This is a genomic window from Phenylobacterium sp. (assembly GCF_030698145.1).
Classification (GTDB): Bacteria; Pseudomonadota; Alphaproteobacteria; order Caulobacterales; family Caulobacteraceae; genus Phenylobacterium.
In genome coordinates, this window is sequence record NZ_JAUYNW010000079.1 from 1 (window position 1) to 15,930 (window position 15,930).

A 15,930-nucleotide genomic window follows, 5' to 3' on the forward strand; every position below is an offset into this window, starting at 1 on the left:
GCGGCTTCCTCGGCCGTGCGGGCGCTACGCCAGAGGATGGAGTTGGCGCCCTCCGGCGTGATCACCGAATAGACGGCGTGCTCCAGGATCAGCACGCGATTGCCGGAGGCCATGGCGATCGCTCCGCCGGACCCGCCTTCGCCGGTCACCACGGCCACCATGGGCACGCCCAGCATCAGACATGTCTCGGTCGAACGCGCGATGGCCTCGGCCACGCCGCGCTCCTCGGACCCGAGGCCCGGATAAGCGCCGGGCGTATCTACGAAGCTGATGACGGGTAAATTGAAGCGCTCGGCCATCTCCATCAGCCGGATAGCCTTGCGGTAGCCCTCGGGCCGGGCGTAGCCGAAATTGTGCTTCACACGAGTGACGGTGTCGCGGCCCCTCTCGTGACCGATGACCACCACCGGCTGACCGCGAAACCGGCCCAGGCCGCCCATGATCGCCTGGTCGTCGGCGAACTTGCGGTCGCCGCGCAACTCCACGAACTCCTCGATCAGCCCGCCGACATAGTCGACGAAGTGCGGGCGTTGCGGGTGGCGCGCCACCTGCGTCTTCTGCCAGGCGTCCAGCTTGGAATAGGCCTGCCGGCGCATGTCCTGGGCGCGGGCGCGCAAGGCCTCGATCTCGCTCTCCAGCGCGCCGGAGCCCGTGGTCTCCGACAGTTTCGAGAGCTCCTCGATCTTGGCTTCGAGGTCGGCGATAGGGCGCTCGAACTCGAGGTAGTGCGCGGCCATCCGGGGAATCTTCTGTTTCGCTTCCGTGTGCGGAAGGGGCGGAAATTAGGCGGGAACCTTCAGCCTAACAAGCCCGCGGAGCAGCTTGTGGTTTCGTCGCCTTCGACGGATCGCCCGCGCGGCGTGCAACCTCCACCCTAGAGGAACGTTTTCAAACCCAAGGTCGAACCGAACCCACGTCCGGCGGGAGGCTGGCGGGAGGCTCCCCTTCCATCAAGCGACGCGTTCAGCGTCTGACGTCAGGAGTTCACAATGAGAGCCATCAAGATCGCCCTTGTCGCGACCGCCGCCTTGGCCACAGCCGCGCCGGCGTTCGCCCAGTACCAGCCGACCCAGCAGTATCAGCGCGATGTGCGCGCCTATGAGAGCGACCGCGCCGACTACGCCGCGCGGCGCGAGCAGTACGAGGAGGCCCGCGCCAGCTACGACCAGCGCCGGGAAGCCTATGAGCGCGAACGTGACCGCTACGACGCCCGCTACGGCTCCGGCTCCTATCTGCGCGCCTATGGCGCTCCGCCGTCCTGGGACGACACCTATTGGACCGAGCGCTATCGCGGCGTGAGCTGGTCCAGCCGTGACGACTACGACCGTCAGCTTCGACAGTATGAGAGCGACCGTCGCAGCTACGACCGCATCAACGGAATGGGCGCCTATGAGCGCCGCTACGGTCCCCCGCCGGTCTGGGCCGCCGGCGACTATGGTCGCGACGCGTCCTACTCGGGGACCTATGTCGACCCCTGCCGCGGACGGAACAACAATAGCACCGTGGCCGGCGGCCTGATCGGCGCCCTGGCCGGCGCGGCCCTCGGCTCGAACGTCGCGGCCCGCAACGCCCGCACCGAAGGCGCCGTGCTCGGCGCCGTGGTCGGCGGGGCTATCGGCGCCAGTGTCGGCAGGGCCAACGCCAACGCCCGTTGCGACGACACTGGCTACTATTACAGCTACGACCAGACCATACCGTACCGCGAGAGCCGGTATGAGCGCGGCCGCCGGTCGGGCCAGTACGACTACAGCTACTACAGCCGCCAGCGGTGCCGCCTGGCGCCCGCGCCCATCAGGGGCGACGAATACCGCTACGTCCGGGTCTGCCCGGACCGCGAGGGCCGCTACCGCATCACCGGCTAGGCTCTAGGGGCAACGACCAAGGGCCGTCCGCTCACGCGGGCGGCCTTTTCGTCGTCAGCCCTTCTTGGCGAGGGGATGCTTGCTGGCGACCACCTCGGCGAGGCGGTCCCCCGCGACGTGGGTATAGATCTGGGTCGTGGCGATGTCGGCGTGGCCCAGTAGCTTCTGCACCACCCGCAGGTCCGCGCCGCCTTCCAGCAGGTGGGTGGCGAACGCGTGGCGCAGGACGTGGGGGCTGACCCGGGCCGGGTCGACGCCGGCGGCGGCGGCGGCCTCGTCCAAGAGTTGGCCAAAGCGCCGCGGGGTCAGTCGGCCGCCCTTGCCGCGCGAGGCGAACAGCCAGGGATTAGCCGCGTCGCCCTTGGGTAGGAACGCCTTGCGCACCTCCAGATAGGCCTTCACGGCGGTTCGGGCCGCGTGGTTCAAGGGCGCCAGCCGCTCCTTGCCGCCCTTGCCCTTGACGATCAGATAGGCTGGGTCCCGGGCCAGCACGGCCAGCGGCAGGGCGGTCAGCTCCGAGATCCGCAGACCAGACGCGTAGGCCAACTCGACCATGCAGCCCAGGCGCAGGCCCTGGACGCCGTCGCGGGCCGACGCCGCGGCGATGATGGCGTCCACCTCCGCTCGGCTCAGCACCTTGGGCAGCGGACGGCCCTTCTTAGGCGCCTCGACCCGGCGCGAGGGATCGTCGCCACGCCAGCCCTCGCCCAGTACGAAGCGATAGAACTGGCGCACGGCCGCGCGGCGGCGGGCCGCGGTCGCCGGCGACAGGCCCCGATCGCTCACGGCGGCGAAGTAGCTCTCGATGTCTTCGGCCGAGGCGCCCGCCAGATCGCGTCCGAGTCCCGCCAGGAACCCCTGCGCGTCGGCCAGGTCCTTGCCGTAGGCGGTGAGCGTGTTGCGGGCCGAGGCCCGTTCCACAGCCATCATCTCCAGGAAAGCCTCGACCCAGCCGCCGCCGCTCATCGCTGCGCCGCCAGGCCTTCGGCGCCATAGGCCCTTGCGTCCTCGTCCAGGCCGATCGCCTTCAGCGCCCGGATGATCCTGACCCGGTCGCCGGTCGGAGGCCCGGCCGCCCCGGAATCGGAGGCGATCCACAGCGCCAGCAAGGCCGCCTCTCCGACCAGCTTCTGGTCGGCCGCCAGCTCCAGGGCCAGCATCCGCGAGGGCGAGGCCTTGGCCTCGGCGCCGGAATAGGTCGCGAGCTCCCCGCGCGCCTTGGCGTCGGCCGGCGCGCCGAGGGCGGCGAAGATCAGGGCCGCGTTCTGCGCCTTGGGGCGGGCCTTGGCGTCGACGGACCCGGCGCGTTCGATGAGGCGTCCCAGCGTCGCGGCGTCCTGCTGGCCGGCCTTGGCCAGGCTGATGGCGTCGGCGAGCACCGGATCGCCCGGCGCCGGCGTCGACTGGCCGCGTTCCAGGGCCGCGGACACCGCCGGCGAGGCCTTGACCTGGGTGAGGTCCAGCGAGAGGTCGCGCGAAAGGGCGTAGTCCAGGCCGTTGCGCAGCGAGGCCGGTCCCGGATCACCGCCGCCCGCCAGCTTCGCCCCCAGCAGCCGGCCATAGGCCGCGTCGCGGGCCTGGCCCTGAGCCAGATCGAAGGTGAGCTGGGCCGCGCCCGTCTCCCCAGCCCGCTGCTGGCAGTATGCGCGCAGGCGCAGCCAGTAGATGTCGTCGCGCCCGGTGGCCAGTTGCGCGGCGATGGCGCAGGCGCGGTCCGGAGCGTCGTCCAGCAGCGCCGCTTCGGCCGCGGCGCGGGCCAGTTCGGGTGAGCGGTCGAGCCCTGAGGACCTGTCCAAGATCACACCGGCCTCGGCGACCGCCCCCTGGGCCAACAGGGCCGAGACCCGCGCCCCGGCCAGTCCCGGGTCGTGGCCCACGCCTTCGGGCCCGGTCGCGCCGGTGGCCAGGACCCGGCTGGCCAGGCCCCGGCCGGCGGGCGAGAGCGGCTTGGCCGCCAGCAGGGCGATCACGGTGCGGGCCGTGGCCGGCGAGGTTCCACGCCACAGGTCGGGCCCCAGTCCCGTGTCCCGTCCGGCGGTCGAGAAGTGGTCGGGCGCGGCCAGGGGCGCGACCGCCACCTCCTGCGCGATCGCCGCGCTGGAGACCAGAAGGGCGCCGAGCGCCAAGCAGACCAGCCGTCGAGCCATCATCACCTCTGCCCGACTCAACGCCCTAAGTTGGCGCGAGGGGCCCTGCTCGTGTAGACCTTCGCCGTTCATGGACCGTTACACACCGCTGCGCGCCCGGACCATCGCCCTCGTTGGCCTGATGGGCGTTGGAAAATCGAGCGTGGGCCGCCGGCTCGCCAACGCGCTCGAGCTGCCGTTCCGCGACGCCGACACCGAGGTCGAGACCGCGGCCGGCCGCTCCATCCCCGACATTTTCGCCGACCTGGGCGAGGCCGCCTTCCGCGAGGGCGAACGCCGGGTGATCGCGCGCCTGCTGGACGACCCGCCCCACGTGCTGGCCACCGGTGGGGGCGCCTTCATGAACGCCGAGACCCGCGCCCTGATCAAGTCCCGCTCCATCTCGGTCTGGCTGAAGGCCGACCTCGACGTGCTGGCGCGCCGCGTGGGGCGCAAGGACAATCGACCGCTGATCGCGGGCAAGGATCCCCTGGACGTGCTCCAGGCCCAGGCGGCGGAACGCTATCCCATCTATGCGCAGGCCGATGTGGTGGTGGAGACCGGCGACGCCGCCCACCACGTGACCGTCGACCAGGTGATCCAGGCCATGATCGTCCATTTGCAGGACCACCCCCGATGACCCGCACCGTCCGCGTCGGCCTGGACCAGCGCGCCTACGACGTCGTCATCGCCCCCGGCCTGCTGGACGAGGCGGGTGTGCGCTTCAGGCCGCTGTTCAAACGCGCCCGCACCGCCATTGTCAGCGACGAGACGGTCTGGGCCTTGCACGGCGCGCGCCTGACCGCGGCGCTGGAAGCCGCGGGCGTCGCCTGCCATCCCGTCATCGTGCCGCCCGGCGAGCCGACCAAGAGCTGGGCGGGCCTGGCCGACGTCAGCGACCGACTGCTGGCCCTGGAGCTGGACCGGGGCGACGTGGTCACGGCCTTCGGCGGCGGCGTGGTCGGCGACCTCGCGGGCTTCGCCGCGGCGATCTACAAGCGCGGGATCGACTTCGTGCAGGTCCCAACGACCTTGTTGGCCCAGGTGGACTCCTCGGTGGGCGGCAAGACCGCGATCGACACCGCCCGCGGCAAGAACCTGATCGGCGCCTTTCATCAGCCCCTGGCGGTGCTGGCCGACCTGGACGTTCTGGCCACCCTCCCCGATCGCGAGATGCGCGCGGGCTACGCCGAGGTGATCAAGTACGGCCTGCTGGGCGACTTCGCCTTCTTCGAGTGGCTGGAGGCCCACGGGCCCAAAGTCCTGGCGCGCGAGCCCGAGGCCCTGAGCTACGCCGTCGCCCGGTCGGTGGAGATGAAGGCCGAGATCGTCGCCGAGGACGAGAAGGAGGCCGGGCGCCGCGCCCTGCTGAACCTCGGCCATACCTTCGGCCACGCCCTGGAGGCCGAGACCGGCTACGGTGAGGCGCTGCTTCACGGCGAGGCCGTGGCGGCGGGCTCGGCCATCGCCTTCCGGTTCTCCGCGTCCCAGGGCCTCTGCTCGGCCCAGGACGCCCAACGGGCCGAGGCCGCCATCGCCGCGGCCGGTCTGCCGACCCGGCTCGCGGAGGTTTCCGCCACATCGTTCGACGCCGGCAAGCTGGTCCGCCATATGGGCCAGGACAAGAAGGCCGAGGACGGGAAGTTGACCTTCATCCTGGCCCGCGCGCTCGGCGACGCGTTCGTCGCCAAGGATGTCGCCGCCCCGGCGGTCCATGACTTCCTCGTCTCCGAAGGAGCCCTCCCGTGACGATCTTCGCGATCCTAGCCGGCCTCGCGCCGGTCCTGGTCGTCCTGCTCAGTCTCTCGGGACTCATTTCCGCCGCCGAGACCTCGATGACCGCCGCCAGCCGCGGCCGGATGCACCAGCTCGAACGTGACGGGGACCGCGCGGCCCGACGCGTCAACCTGCTGATGGCCGATCAGGAGAAGATGATCGGGGCGATCCTGCTGTCGAACAACGTCATCAACATCGGCGCGTCCGCCCTGACCACGCTCGCCCTGTCCGCCGCTTTTCCCGGCCCCATCGGCGCCCTGGTGGCCACCGCGGTGATGACCGTGCTCATCGTGATCTTCAGCGAGATCCTGCCCAAGTCCCTGGCCATCGCGCGCGCCGACGACGTGGCCCGCGCGCTGTCGATCCCGACCATTTGGGTGGTGAAAGTGTTCGGCCCCCTGGCCAACAGCGCCCAGTGGGTGGTGCGCCAGACCCTGAAGCCGTTCGGCATCAAGCTCTCCATGGAGACCGACGTCCTGGCCGCCCACGAGGAGATCCGCGGCGCCGTGGAGTACCACCACTCCGAGGGGCTGGTCGAAAGCCGCGACCGCCAGATGCTGGGCGGGGTGCTCGACCTCTCGGAAATGGACGTCACCCAGGTCATGGTCCACCGCAAGTCGATTTCGATGATCGACGCCGACCTGCCCGCGCGCGAACTGGTGGCGGCCATGCTGGAGAGCGGCCACAGCCGCGTGCCGCTCTATCGCAACGACACTGAGAACATCATCGGCATCCTGCACGCCAAGGACCTGCTGGTGGCCATGGCGGGCTCCAACGCCGCCTTCGAGAAGCTGGACATCCCGGCCATCGTCCGCGAGCCCTGGTTCATTCCGGAAACCACCACCCTGAAGGACCAGCTCAACGCCTTCCTCAAGCGCCAGAGCCATTTCGCCCTGGTGGTCGACGAATATGGCTCCCTGCAGGGCCTGATCACCCTCGAGGACATCCTCGAGGAGATCGTCGGCGAGATCGAGGATGAGCACGACAGCGCGCTGGAGGGCGTGCGCCGCCAACCCGACGGCTCGGTGATGGTCGACGGCTGGGTTGCGATCCGCGATCTGAACCGGGCGCTGGACTGGAATCTGCCCGACGACGATGCGGTTACGGTGGCCGGCCTGGTGATCCATGAGGCCCAGACCATTCCCAAGGTCGGCCAGACCTGGACCTTCTACGGCCATCGCTTCCAGGTGGTGAAGCGCGAGCGCAACCAGATCACCTGCCTACGCGTCTCGCCGCCTCAGGAGACGGTCGAGGTCTGATCGTCGGGAAACCGACAGACACCCTCGATGCGAAGGTCTTCAATCGTGACCGTGGATCGCAGCGACTTTGCGATTCCGGTCCGACGGACGGTGCTGGGGGTGTCGTCCGTCGGACAGTCTCGCTCTAAGGCCTGGACATGGCTATGATCGGTTCGGCGCGGTTCTTGTGGTGACACCGGCGGATACCGGGCTTTGGAGCGAGAATGAGCGAAATTCCGGATCTGACAGGTCTCCGCGTCCTCGTTGTCGAGGACGAGATGATGGTCTCGATGCTGATCGAGGACATGCTGGAGGATTTGGGCTGCAAGGTCGTCGGCCCCGCCTCCCGCCTCGACGAGGCCATCGAACTGGCCAACACCGCCGAAATCGATTGCGCGGTCCTGGACGTCAATCTGGGCGGTCAGCCGATCTTCCCGCTCGCCGACCTCCTGCGGGCCAAGGGCGCGCCGTTCGCGTTCGCCACCGGTTACGGCGACGCCGGGCTGCGCGACGTCGACAAGGGCTCCATGGTCCTGCAGAAGCCGTTCCGCGAGGGCGACCTGGCCCGGATCCTCGGCGAACTGCGAGCCAAGGTCGTCTGACGGCGCGCGCTGCGCGCCTTCAAGCCAATCCGCCTCCAGAACGCTCGATTCGACAGGAACGCCGCGCCGGATCGCCGTCGCCAACAACCCCGTGAATAAGTATTGCGTTCGACGAACCTGGTTCGCTTGGTGAATCCATTTTTCCTAATTACCTTTAATGTCGATTCAGAATCTTCTATTCCACAGGGGATTCCTGGGAATTTTTCGAGTTAACTTGGCGTCTTAAGTTAAGATTCAGCACGACTTCGTATTCTTCCACCCTGATCTTGAAATCGGGGGGCGACGATGCTGAAATTCAAGGCGTTCGCTTGTCATGCTGGCGGAAATGTCGCCGTCCTATTCGCCTTGGCCTTACCCCTGGTGATCGGCGGCGCGGCCTTCGGGGTCGAGACCACCTACTGGTATTTCAAGCGCGCTTCCATGCAGGCCGCGGTCGACGCCTCGGCCTATGCCGCGGCGCTGGAAGGCCGGTCGGGATCGACGACCGAAGAGGTGGTCGCCGTCGCCACGCTCACGGCTGAAGCGAATGGCTTCGACGTCGATCCAGGCGTCATCAGCGTGACCCCTCAGGAACTGAACGGGGGCGGCCAGGTCGAGGTGATCCTCCGCGACCAGGCGCCGCGCTTCTTCAGCGCCTTCTTCCTGGACGAGCGGGTCGCTTTCTCGACCCGCGCGGTGGCCACCTACAATTCCGCGGCCAGCGCCTGCATCCTGGCCCTGGACCCGACGGCGGGCGCCGCGGCGCAGTTCTCGGGCAGCTCCACCCTGACCCTGGAAGGCTGCAGCGTGATGGCCAACTCCGTGGCCTCCAACGCCGTCAACGTCCAAGGCTCGGCCAAGCTCTCCACCGAATGCGTCATCTCCGCCGGCGGCGTGACCGCCACCTCGGGCCTGACCATGAGCGAGTGCGAGACGCCGATCATTGATGCGACGCCCGTGGCCGACCCCTACAAGAACCTGCCCACGCCCTCACCCAGCGGCGGCTGCAAGCCGGTTCCTACCAATGGCACGCTGAACCCGGGGCGCTATTGCGGCGGCCTGACCGCCAAGGGGGACCTGACCTTCAATCCCGGCGTCTACTATGTGGAGGGCGACTTCACGGTGAACGCCACCGCCAGCATCGTCGGGTCCGGGGTCACGATCTATACGACCAGCGGCGGGCACGTGAAGATGAACGGGTCGGCCCACGTCGACCTGGCCGCCCCGACCAGCGGGACTTACTCCGGCGTGCTGTTCTTCGGCGACCGCACCCTCGGCGGAACCAACAAGTTCCTGGGCGACGCGACGTCGAGCATGACCGGCGCGATCTACTACGCCGGCGGGGAGGTCGACTACCAGGGCAACTTCTCGGGGATCAACGGCTGCACCCAGGTCGTGGCCCGCCTGGTCCAATGGACCGGAAACGCCACCGTCGGCGCCGATTGCAGCGCGCTCGGCATGATGCCGATCCCCCTGCTCAATCTCGTGAGGCTCACCGCATGAAGATGTCAGCCCTCTTCCGTCGCCTGCGTGATGAGCGCGGCATAGCGGCCGTCGAATTCGCGCTCATCGCTCCGGTGATCGCCCTCCTCGCGGCGACCTCATTCGCCATCTGGGAGTTCGCCGACAGCCGCCAGGACATGCGCAGCGCCCTCAAGGTCGGCGCAGAATACTATTTGAACGGCGGCTCCGACGATGCGACCGCCGCCACCCTGGCGGTGGGCGACTGGCGCCACAAGCCCGCCGGCGCTTACATCACGACGTCGCGGTCCTGCCGCTGTGGAGAGACGGCGATCACCTGCACCAGCCTCTGCCCGGCCAGTCGTCCGCCGGCGGTCTACGTGACCTTGTCGGCCTCGGCCCCCCTGGAAGGGGGCGGCAATCCCACCGTTGACCGGATGGTCGTCCGTGTCCGGTAAGGCGGCGGCGTTCCTGCGGCGGACGGCCCATGAGGGCGGCGCCTCGGCCGTCGAATTCGCGATGGTCGCGCCGCTGATGCTGGTCCTTCTGTTCGGCATCTTCCAGTTCGGCTGGATGCAGCACAGCGTCTCAAGCCTGCGCAGCGCCATGGACTCCGCGTCGCGCGCCCTGCTGATCGACCCGACCCTCACCGAATCTGCCCTACAGGCCATAGTGTCGGCGCGTCTGAACCGAGCGGCCAACACCGACGTTACGGTGACTCTGACCAAGTCCGATGTCACCGGAGGTAAGGTCGCCCGGCTGAGTGCGAGCTATGTCGCCGAGTTCGGGGTCCCGGGACTGGCGTCGTTCGCCGTGCCCTACCAGATCACCAAGACCACGGTCCTGAAGGGTACGTAGCTGGCTGCGCTATGGTTTCGGCAGGCTGAGCGAGGCCTGGGCGAAGGCGTGGCGCCAGCCCTTGGGCGTGCGGACGTAGGTGTCGCTGAACCACAGCTTGCGATCGAAGGCGCCCTTTGCGTTGACGCCCTTCACCCACAGGCGGGCGGTGACCACCGCGGTGTCGCCCCAAACCCGCACGGTCTGGGTGTCGGGGTCCTCGTCCTGCTGCTCATAGGTGATCGAACCCGCGCGGGCCTCCTCCAGCAGGTCGTCGCGCGACACGGTGCGGCCGTCGCCCAGCACCAGGGTGAAGTCGTCGTGCAGGATCGCGTCCATGGCCGCGGCGTCATTGCGCTTCACAGCGGCCTGGTACGCCAGGTCCAGGGCGGCGACGACCCTGCGGTCGTCCTCCGGCCCGGGCCGCGCCACGCTGGGCGCCACGAAGGCAGCCGCCGTGGCGAGGAACAGGCTCATCAGTTTCGGGTCCACGGGCGGTTCTCCAGGCGTTTCCGGCGGCGAACCTAGCCGTGCGCCGCCCCTCGGACTTTCAGGTTCTTCAGGTCGCCCGACCTGAATTTTCCGATAGCGCCGAGGCCACGCCCGGGCTCATGCTGCCCGAGTGACCCAGCTATCTTGCCCCGACGCCTTCTACGAAACGCGCCGGCGCCTCGTTGATCGCGGCCCCTTGCGCGTCGACCTCGCCACGGCCCACGGCCTGACGCCGGACTGGACGCCGGAGGTGCTGTCGGCCGAACGCCAGATTCTGATCCCGATCGCCAGTACGTTCTATTTCAAGGTGGGCCGGCGCGAGGCGATCTGCGATCCCAACCAGGTGCTGATGATCCCGCCCGGCCTGGTCTCCCGCGACCGCCGCCTGGCCGACGACCATGTGCGGGCCATCATCATCACCCTGGCCGACGACCACCTCGAGGAGCTGGTCCACCCGGGCGGCGAGGGCCTGGCCCGGTTCGGCGACCTGACCATTCCCGCATCGCATACGGTCCAGCGGCTAGCGGCGGCCCTGGTCCGCGGCGAGGGGGAGGACGGCCTGACGATCGAGGACGCCGCTCTGCGCCTGCTGCGCGCGGCGCTCGGGGCGCCGGTCGCCCGCACGGAGACCGTCGGGCCGCGCCCGCTGCGCCTGGTCGCCGCGGTCAAGGAGATGCTGGCCCAGGCGACCGAGCCCCTGTCCCTGACCCGGATCGGCCGGACCCTGGGTGTCTCGCCGGTCTATCTGGCCGAGATCTTCCATCGCGCCGAGGGCACGCCCATCGGCCGCTACCAGCGCCGGCTGCGGCTCACCCGCGCCCTGGCCCTGCTTCCCGAGACCGACGACATCGCGGGCCTGGCGCTGGACCTGGGCTTCTCCAGCCACAGCCACTTCACCGCCGCCTTCCGCGCCGCCCACGGCGTCACGCCCTCGGCCTATCGCGGCGCGCCGCGGCGGCGGACGCGCCCGCCCCGGCGGCGCGGACCCGGCTGAGCAGCCTGTCGCGGACCACGGCTCGTCGGCTATGCTGTTCCGGTGATCTCAGCTGTTCTCTTCGACCTCGACGAAACCCTGCTTGACCGCACCCGGTCGCTCGTCGCCTTCCTCGGCGACCAGCATCGGCGTTTCGGCGACCGGCTGGGCCGGGCGCCTTTTGCGGCTTGGCGGGACCATTTCCTCACGCTCGACGCGCGGGGCCATGTCGACAAGTCGGTTGTCTATCCCGCCATCCTCTCGGACTTCGGCGGCGACCAGGGGGCGGCCGACGCCCTGTTGGCCGACTACCGCAAACGCTGCTGCCGCTACGCCAAAGCCTTTCCTGGAATGGCCGACACGCTTCGGACGCTGCGCGCGCGGGGCCTGCGCCTCGGCGTCGTCACCAATGGCGAGACGGAGTTCCAGATGCGACATGTCGATGCGTTGGGCCTGCGCGACCTAGTCGATTGCGTCCTGGTCTCCCAGGCCGAAGGTCTGCGCAAGCCCGAAGCCGACCTCTTCCTGCGGGCCGTCGCCCGGCTGGCCGCCGAACCTGGCCAATGCCTCTTTGTCGGCGACAATCCGGTCGTCGATGTGCTGGGCGCCCACGCGGCTGGCCTTCGTACAGCCTGGTTCGGCCGCGAGGCGACTTGGCCGCGCGACCTTCCGCCCGTGCCGGGGGCGATCATCGACACCCTCCCCCAGGTGCTGGATCTAGTCGCGGGCCACGAACCGTGAGCCGCGCTTAGAGGCCCTTGGCGATCATCCCGGCCAACACCCTGTCGGGGGTCATCGGATAGTCGCGCAGCCGCACGCCGCAGGCGTTGTAGATGGCGTTGGCCACCGCCGCCCCGGCCCCGCAGATGCCCAGCTCTCCGACGCCCTTTATGCCCATGGGATTGGCCTTGTCGTCGGCCTCGTCCAGGAAGATGGCGTCCAGGTCCACGATATCGGCGTGGCTGGGCACCAGGTATCCGGCCATGTCCTGATTGATGAAGGAGCCGTAGCGCGGGTCCACGGCGTTGCCCTCGGTGAGCGCCGTGCCGACGCCCCAGATCATGCCGCCGGTGACCTGGCTCTTGGCGGTCTTGGCGTTGAGAATACGGCCGGCCGCGAATACCCCGAACATCTTGCGCATCCGCACCTCGCCGGTGACCGTGTCCACCCCGACCTCGGCGAAATGGGCGCCGTAGGTGTGCTGGGAATAGTCGCGGGCGTCAGCGGCGGGGCTGATCGAGCCCTCCACATAGACCCCTTCCGGGGCCGCGCGAGCCACCAGGGCGGCCAGGCCCTCCGTGCGGTTCTCGATACCGATCAGGCCGTTCTCGAAGGTCACGTACTCCGCTGGCCCGCCGTAGAGCGGCGAGTTGGGGTCGCCCACGGCGAGTTCGGTCAGCGCCTTGCGCAGGTTCATCCCGGCCTCGTAGGCCGCCGAGCCCGCGGTCGCGGCCCCGAACTGGCCGCCGGAACCCGGCGCCGGCGGGAACTCGGAATCGCCGATCTCCACCTTCACCTGGGCCATGGGGACACCCAGGGTCTCGGCGGTGATCTGGGCCAGGATGGTGTAGGTGCCGGTGCCGATGTCCGTCATGCCCTGGCGCAGGGTGATGGTCCCGTCGGCGTCGATCCGCACCCCGGCCTTGGCCGGCAGCAGGAAGTTGCCGCGGATGGCGCAGGCCATGCCCATGCCCACCAGCCAGCGCCCGTCGCGGACCTGGCCGGGCTTGGGATTGCGGCGGTCCCAGCCGAAGCGCTGGGCGCCGTCGGTCAGGCACTGGACCAGCTGGCGGATCGAGAACGGCTTGCCGGTCTCCGGGTCCACGTCCGGCTCGTTGCGGATGCGCAGCTCGATGGGATCCATGCCGAGCTTCTCGGCCAACTCGTCCATGGCGCATTCCAGGCTGAGCATGCCCGGCGCCTCCCCCGGCGCCCGCATGGGCCCGGCGCCCGGCAGGTCCATCTTCACGAGGCGGTGGCCGGTCAGCCGGTTGGGCGCGGCGTAGAGGTTGCGGGAGAAATTGGCCGCGTGCTCGGTGAAGATGGCGTTGCGCGCGCAGTGGGTGGTCGCCTCCACCGCGAAGGCCGTCAGCCGGCCGTCGGGCTGCGCGCCCAGCCGCACGCGCATGATCACCGCGGGCCGGTGGATGGTGCCGTGGAACATCTGCTGGCGGGTGTAGGCGATCTTCACCGGCCGCCCCAGCTCCCGCGCGCCGAGGGCGGCGAGGATCAGGTCGTCATAGGGCTGACCCTTGCCGCCGAAACCACCGCCGATGTAGCGGGTCAGGAGATGGACCCGGTCGCCGGGGATAGCCAGGGTCTCGGCCAGCGCGTGCTGGCCGCCCTTCACCATCTGGATCGAGGTGTGGACCGTGACCTTGTCGCCGTCCCACCAGGCGAGCGTCGCCACCGGCTCCATCTGCACGTGGTTCTGGATCGGGCTGACATAGGTCTCGTCGACGGTGACCGGCGCCGCGCCATAGGCGGCGGGGAAGTCGCCGATGTGGACATCCTCCTCACCGGGTGGCTGGTCGGCCTGGTCGAGGTTGGCCTCGAAGCTCACCAGCGCCTCTTCGGCGGCGTAGTCGACCTCGACCAGGTTTGCGGCGGCCCGGGCGTTCTCGAAGGTGTCGGCGACCACGAAGGCCACCGACTGGCCGAAGAACTCGATGCGGTCGCTGGCGAAGGCCGGGTTCGAGGCCCGCTGGCTGCGGGGATTGGTGCGGGTTCCGCGCGGCGCCTGGGCCGGGACGTTGAGGTGGGTCCAGACGAACTGGACCCCGGGCGAGGCCTCCGCGGCGGCGGTGTCGATTCGGACGATCCGCCCACGCGGGATCGAGGCCAAGACCAGATAGCCATAGGCCGGCGGCGACGGCGGTTCGACCTCGTAGGCGTAGGGGGCGGTCCCTGTGACCTTGAGCTTGCCCTCGTAGCGGTCGACGCCCTTGCCGATCAGCCCGCCACGGTTTTCGGTGATGGGGTTGGGAGCGGCCCAATCCTTGACGGAGGTCATGCGCCTCTCCCTTGCTCGGTCAGGGTCGCCGCCGTGAGCCGGCGGATGACATCGATCTTGAATGCGTTGCGGCCGTTCGCCCTCGCGGTCGAAAGCTCGGCCTCCACGGCCTCGGCCGGAGAGGCGCCGGCGGCCAAGGCGGCCTCGACCTTCTCCGCGCGCCAGGGCTTGTGCGCCACCGCGCCGAAGGCCACCTGGCCGCCGGCCACCGCCACGCTGGCCAGACCCCCGGCGTAGGAGGCGCGGTCCCGGACCTTGGCGTAGGCTTGGCCGCCCTTGGGCGGCGGCGGGATCACCACGGCGGTGATCAGTTCGCCGGGGCCGAGGTCGGTCTCGATCTGCGGCGCGTCGCCGGGCAGCCGATGCAGGTCGCGCACCGCGATGGTCCGCGACGCGCCGTCGGGCGACAGGGTCTCGACGCTGGCGCCCAGCGCGGTCAGGGCCACGGCCATGTCCGACGGGTGGGTGGCGATGCAGTGGTCGCTGGCGCCGAAGATCGCGCTGTTGCGGTTCAGACCCTCCAGGGCGCCGCAGCCCGAGCCGGGCTGGCGCTTATTGCAGGGCTTGGTGGTGTCGTAGAAATAGGCGCAACGGGTCCGTTGCAGCAGGTTGCCGCCTACTGTGGCCTTGTTGCGGAGCTGGCCGGATCCGCCCGAGACGATCGACTGGACCAGCACCGGATAGAGCGACCGCACCGTGGCGTGGGCCGCCACCTGGCTGTTGGTCGCCGCGCCGCCCAGCCGCAGGCCGCCGTCGGCGGCCTCGATCCCCGCGAGCGGTAGGCGGCCCACGTCCACCAGGTGGGTCGGCCGCTCGATGTCGAGCTTCATCAGGTCCAGCAGATTGGTGCCGCCGGCCAGGAACTTGGCGCCGGGCGTCGAGGCCACGGTCTTCACGGCCGAGAGGGCGTCGGCGGCGCGTTCGTAGGTGAAGGGCCTCATGCGACGTCTCCAGCCACGTCGCGGATCGCCGCCAGGATCTGCGGATAGGCCGAGCAGCGGCAGATGTTTCCGCTCATCCGCTCGCGGATCTCGGCGTCGGTGAGCGCGATGGCGCCGGTCAGGTCGTCCGTGGCCTGGCTCGGCCAGTTGTCGGCGGCCTCCTTCAGCATGCCAACCGCCGAGCAGATCTGGCCTGGCGTGCAGTAGCCGCACTGGAAGGCGTCCTGGTCGAGGAAGGCGACCTGCATCGGGTGCAGGGCGTCTTCGGTCCCAATCCCTTCGATGGTGGTGATCTCGTCGCCGTCATGCATGACCGCCAGGCTGAGGCACGAATTGATCCGCACTCCGTTCGCCAACACCGTACAGGCGCCGCACTGGCCGTGGTCGCAGCCCTTCTTCGAGCCGGTCAGATGTAGGTGCTCGCGCAAGGCGTCCAGCAAGCTGGTGCGTGGATCGAGGTCGAGCGCCCTCGCCTTCCCGTTGACGGTGATCGTCGTCTTCATGTCGCCTCCCCAGGCGGGCCGCCGCAGTCCGGCGAACCAGGAAATAATTCTAGCTCGGCTCTCCAGGAGCCAGCGCCTTGACCGAAAGGGCGTGGATGGGCCCGTTCAATTCTTCAGCCAGGGCCTT

At 69.4% G+C, this 15,930-nt stretch carries 17 protein-coding genes; 10 read left to right on the forward strand and 7 right to left on the reverse strand.

The window, feature by feature from the left end; all coding sequences use genetic code 11:
* On the reverse strand, window positions 1–737 hold a 737-nt coding region (locus Q8Q77_RS11230), incomplete at its 3' end, for an acetyl-CoA carboxylase carboxyltransferase subunit alpha (RefSeq protein WP_305583662.1).
* Window positions 738–989: 252 nt separating this feature from the next.
* On the opposite strand from Q8Q77_RS11230, the gene Q8Q77_RS11235 reads away from it, so the two are divergent.
* Window positions 990–1,862 carry a glycine zipper 2TM domain-containing protein gene (locus Q8Q77_RS11235; RefSeq protein ID WP_305583663.1) on the forward strand — a complete coding sequence of 291 codons (873 nt, stop codon included), beginning with the start codon at window positions 990–992 and terminating at the stop codon, window positions 1,860–1,862.
* Between the two features lie 54 nt (window positions 1,863–1,916).
* On the opposite strand, the gene Q8Q77_RS11240 is transcribed toward Q8Q77_RS11235, so the two are convergent.
* Together Q8Q77_RS11240 and Q8Q77_RS11245 are read right to left on the reverse strand one after the other, a co-directional pair.
* Entirely contained in the window at window positions 1,917–2,828 is a 912-nt protein-coding gene (locus tag Q8Q77_RS11240; protein ID WP_305583664.1) for a site-specific tyrosine recombinase XerD, read from the reverse strand.
* On the reverse strand, window positions 2,825–4,009 hold the full coding sequence (locus Q8Q77_RS11245) for a hypothetical protein (protein ID WP_305583665.1): 1,185 nt from the start codon (window positions 4,007–4,009) through the stop codon (window positions 2,825–2,827). The genes Q8Q77_RS11240 and Q8Q77_RS11245 overlap by 4 nt, the downstream gene beginning before the upstream one ends.
* Window positions 4,010–4,079: 70 nt before the next feature.
* Here Q8Q77_RS11245 and Q8Q77_RS11250 point away from each other — a divergent pair, with 70 nt between their 5' ends.
* The 7 genes from Q8Q77_RS11250 to Q8Q77_RS11280 all read left to right on the forward strand — a co-directional run bounded on the left by Q8Q77_RS11250 (window position 4,080) and on the right by Q8Q77_RS11280 (window position 9,902).
* Complete coding sequence (locus Q8Q77_RS11250) at window positions 4,080–4,628, forward strand: shikimate kinase (RefSeq protein ID WP_305583666.1); 549 nt, start codon at window positions 4,080–4,082, stop codon at window positions 4,626–4,628.
* On the forward strand, window positions 4,625–5,737 hold the full coding sequence (aroB, locus tag Q8Q77_RS11255) for a 3-dehydroquinate synthase (RefSeq protein WP_305583667.1): 1,113 nt from the start codon (window positions 4,625–4,627) through the stop codon (window positions 5,735–5,737). The genes Q8Q77_RS11250 and aroB overlap by 4 nt, the downstream gene beginning before the upstream one ends.
* Before the next feature lie 2 nt (window positions 5,738–5,739).
* Complete coding sequence (locus Q8Q77_RS11260) at window positions 5,740–7,023, forward strand: HlyC/CorC family transporter (RefSeq protein WP_305583678.1); 1,284 nt, start codon at window positions 5,740–5,742, stop codon at window positions 7,021–7,023.
* Between the two features lie 203 nt (window positions 7,024–7,226).
* Entirely contained in the window at window positions 7,227–7,604 is a 378-nt protein-coding gene (locus Q8Q77_RS11265) for a response regulator (protein ID WP_305583668.1), read from the forward strand.
* Between the two features lie 285 nt (window positions 7,605–7,889).
* The gene (locus Q8Q77_RS11270; protein ID WP_305583669.1) at window positions 7,890–9,086 is read left to right on the forward strand and encodes a TadE/TadG family type IV pilus assembly protein; all 1,197 of its coding nucleotides are present in this window, start codon (window positions 7,890–7,892) and stop codon (window positions 9,084–9,086) included.
* The gene (locus Q8Q77_RS11275) at window positions 9,083–9,502 is read left to right on the forward strand and encodes a TadE/TadG family type IV pilus assembly protein (protein ID WP_305583670.1); all 420 of its coding nucleotides are present in this window, start codon (window positions 9,083–9,085) and stop codon (window positions 9,500–9,502) included. Before Q8Q77_RS11270 ends, Q8Q77_RS11275 begins: the two co-directional genes overlap by 4 nt.
* On the forward strand, window positions 9,492–9,902 hold the full coding sequence (locus tag Q8Q77_RS11280) for a TadE/TadG family type IV pilus assembly protein (RefSeq protein WP_305583671.1): 411 nt from the start codon (window positions 9,492–9,494) through the stop codon (window positions 9,900–9,902). The genes Q8Q77_RS11275 and Q8Q77_RS11280 overlap by 11 nt, the downstream gene beginning before the upstream one ends.
* A gap of 9 nt (window positions 9,903–9,911) precedes the next feature.
* Here Q8Q77_RS11280 and Q8Q77_RS11285 read toward each other — a convergent pair whose 3' ends face one another.
* Window positions 9,912–10,373, reverse strand: a complete 462-nt coding sequence (locus Q8Q77_RS11285) for a nuclear transport factor 2 family protein (protein WP_305583672.1) — start codon at window positions 10,371–10,373, stop codon at window positions 9,912–9,914.
* A gap of 196 nt (window positions 10,374–10,569) precedes the next feature.
* Here Q8Q77_RS11285 and Q8Q77_RS11290 point away from each other — a divergent pair, with 196 nt between their 5' ends.
* Together Q8Q77_RS11290 and Q8Q77_RS11295 are read left to right on the forward strand one after the other, a co-directional pair.
* Entirely contained in the window at window positions 10,570–11,367 is a 798-nt protein-coding gene (locus Q8Q77_RS11290) for an AraC family transcriptional regulator (protein WP_305583673.1), read from the forward strand.
* 42 nt (window positions 11,368–11,409) lie between these two features.
* On the forward strand, window positions 11,410–12,087 hold the full coding sequence (locus Q8Q77_RS11295; RefSeq protein ID WP_305583674.1) for an HAD family hydrolase: 678 nt from the start codon (window positions 11,410–11,412) through the stop codon (window positions 12,085–12,087).
* 7 nt (window positions 12,088–12,094) lie between these two features.
* Here the strand turns inward: Q8Q77_RS11295 and Q8Q77_RS11300 are convergent, their stop codons facing one another.
* From Q8Q77_RS11300 to Q8Q77_RS11310, 3 genes are read right to left on the reverse strand one after another with little or no spacing between them, the layout of a single operon-like run.
* Window positions 12,095–14,359, reverse strand: a complete 2,265-nt coding sequence (locus Q8Q77_RS11300; protein WP_305583675.1) for a xanthine dehydrogenase family protein molybdopterin-binding subunit — start codon at window positions 14,357–14,359, stop codon at window positions 12,095–12,097.
* Window positions 14,356–15,300, reverse strand: coding sequence for a xanthine dehydrogenase family protein subunit M (locus Q8Q77_RS11305; RefSeq protein ID WP_305583676.1), 945 nt, complete (start codon window positions 15,298–15,300; stop codon window positions 14,356–14,358). The genes Q8Q77_RS11300 and Q8Q77_RS11305 overlap by 4 nt, the downstream gene beginning before the upstream one ends.
* Window positions 15,297–15,803 (reverse strand): 2Fe-2S iron-sulfur cluster-binding protein, encoded by a 507-nt coding sequence (locus tag Q8Q77_RS11310; RefSeq protein WP_305583677.1) that lies wholly within the window; start codon window positions 15,801–15,803, stop codon window positions 15,297–15,299. The genes Q8Q77_RS11305 and Q8Q77_RS11310 overlap by 4 nt, the downstream gene beginning before the upstream one ends.
* Window positions 15,804–15,930 lie beyond the last annotated feature (127 nt).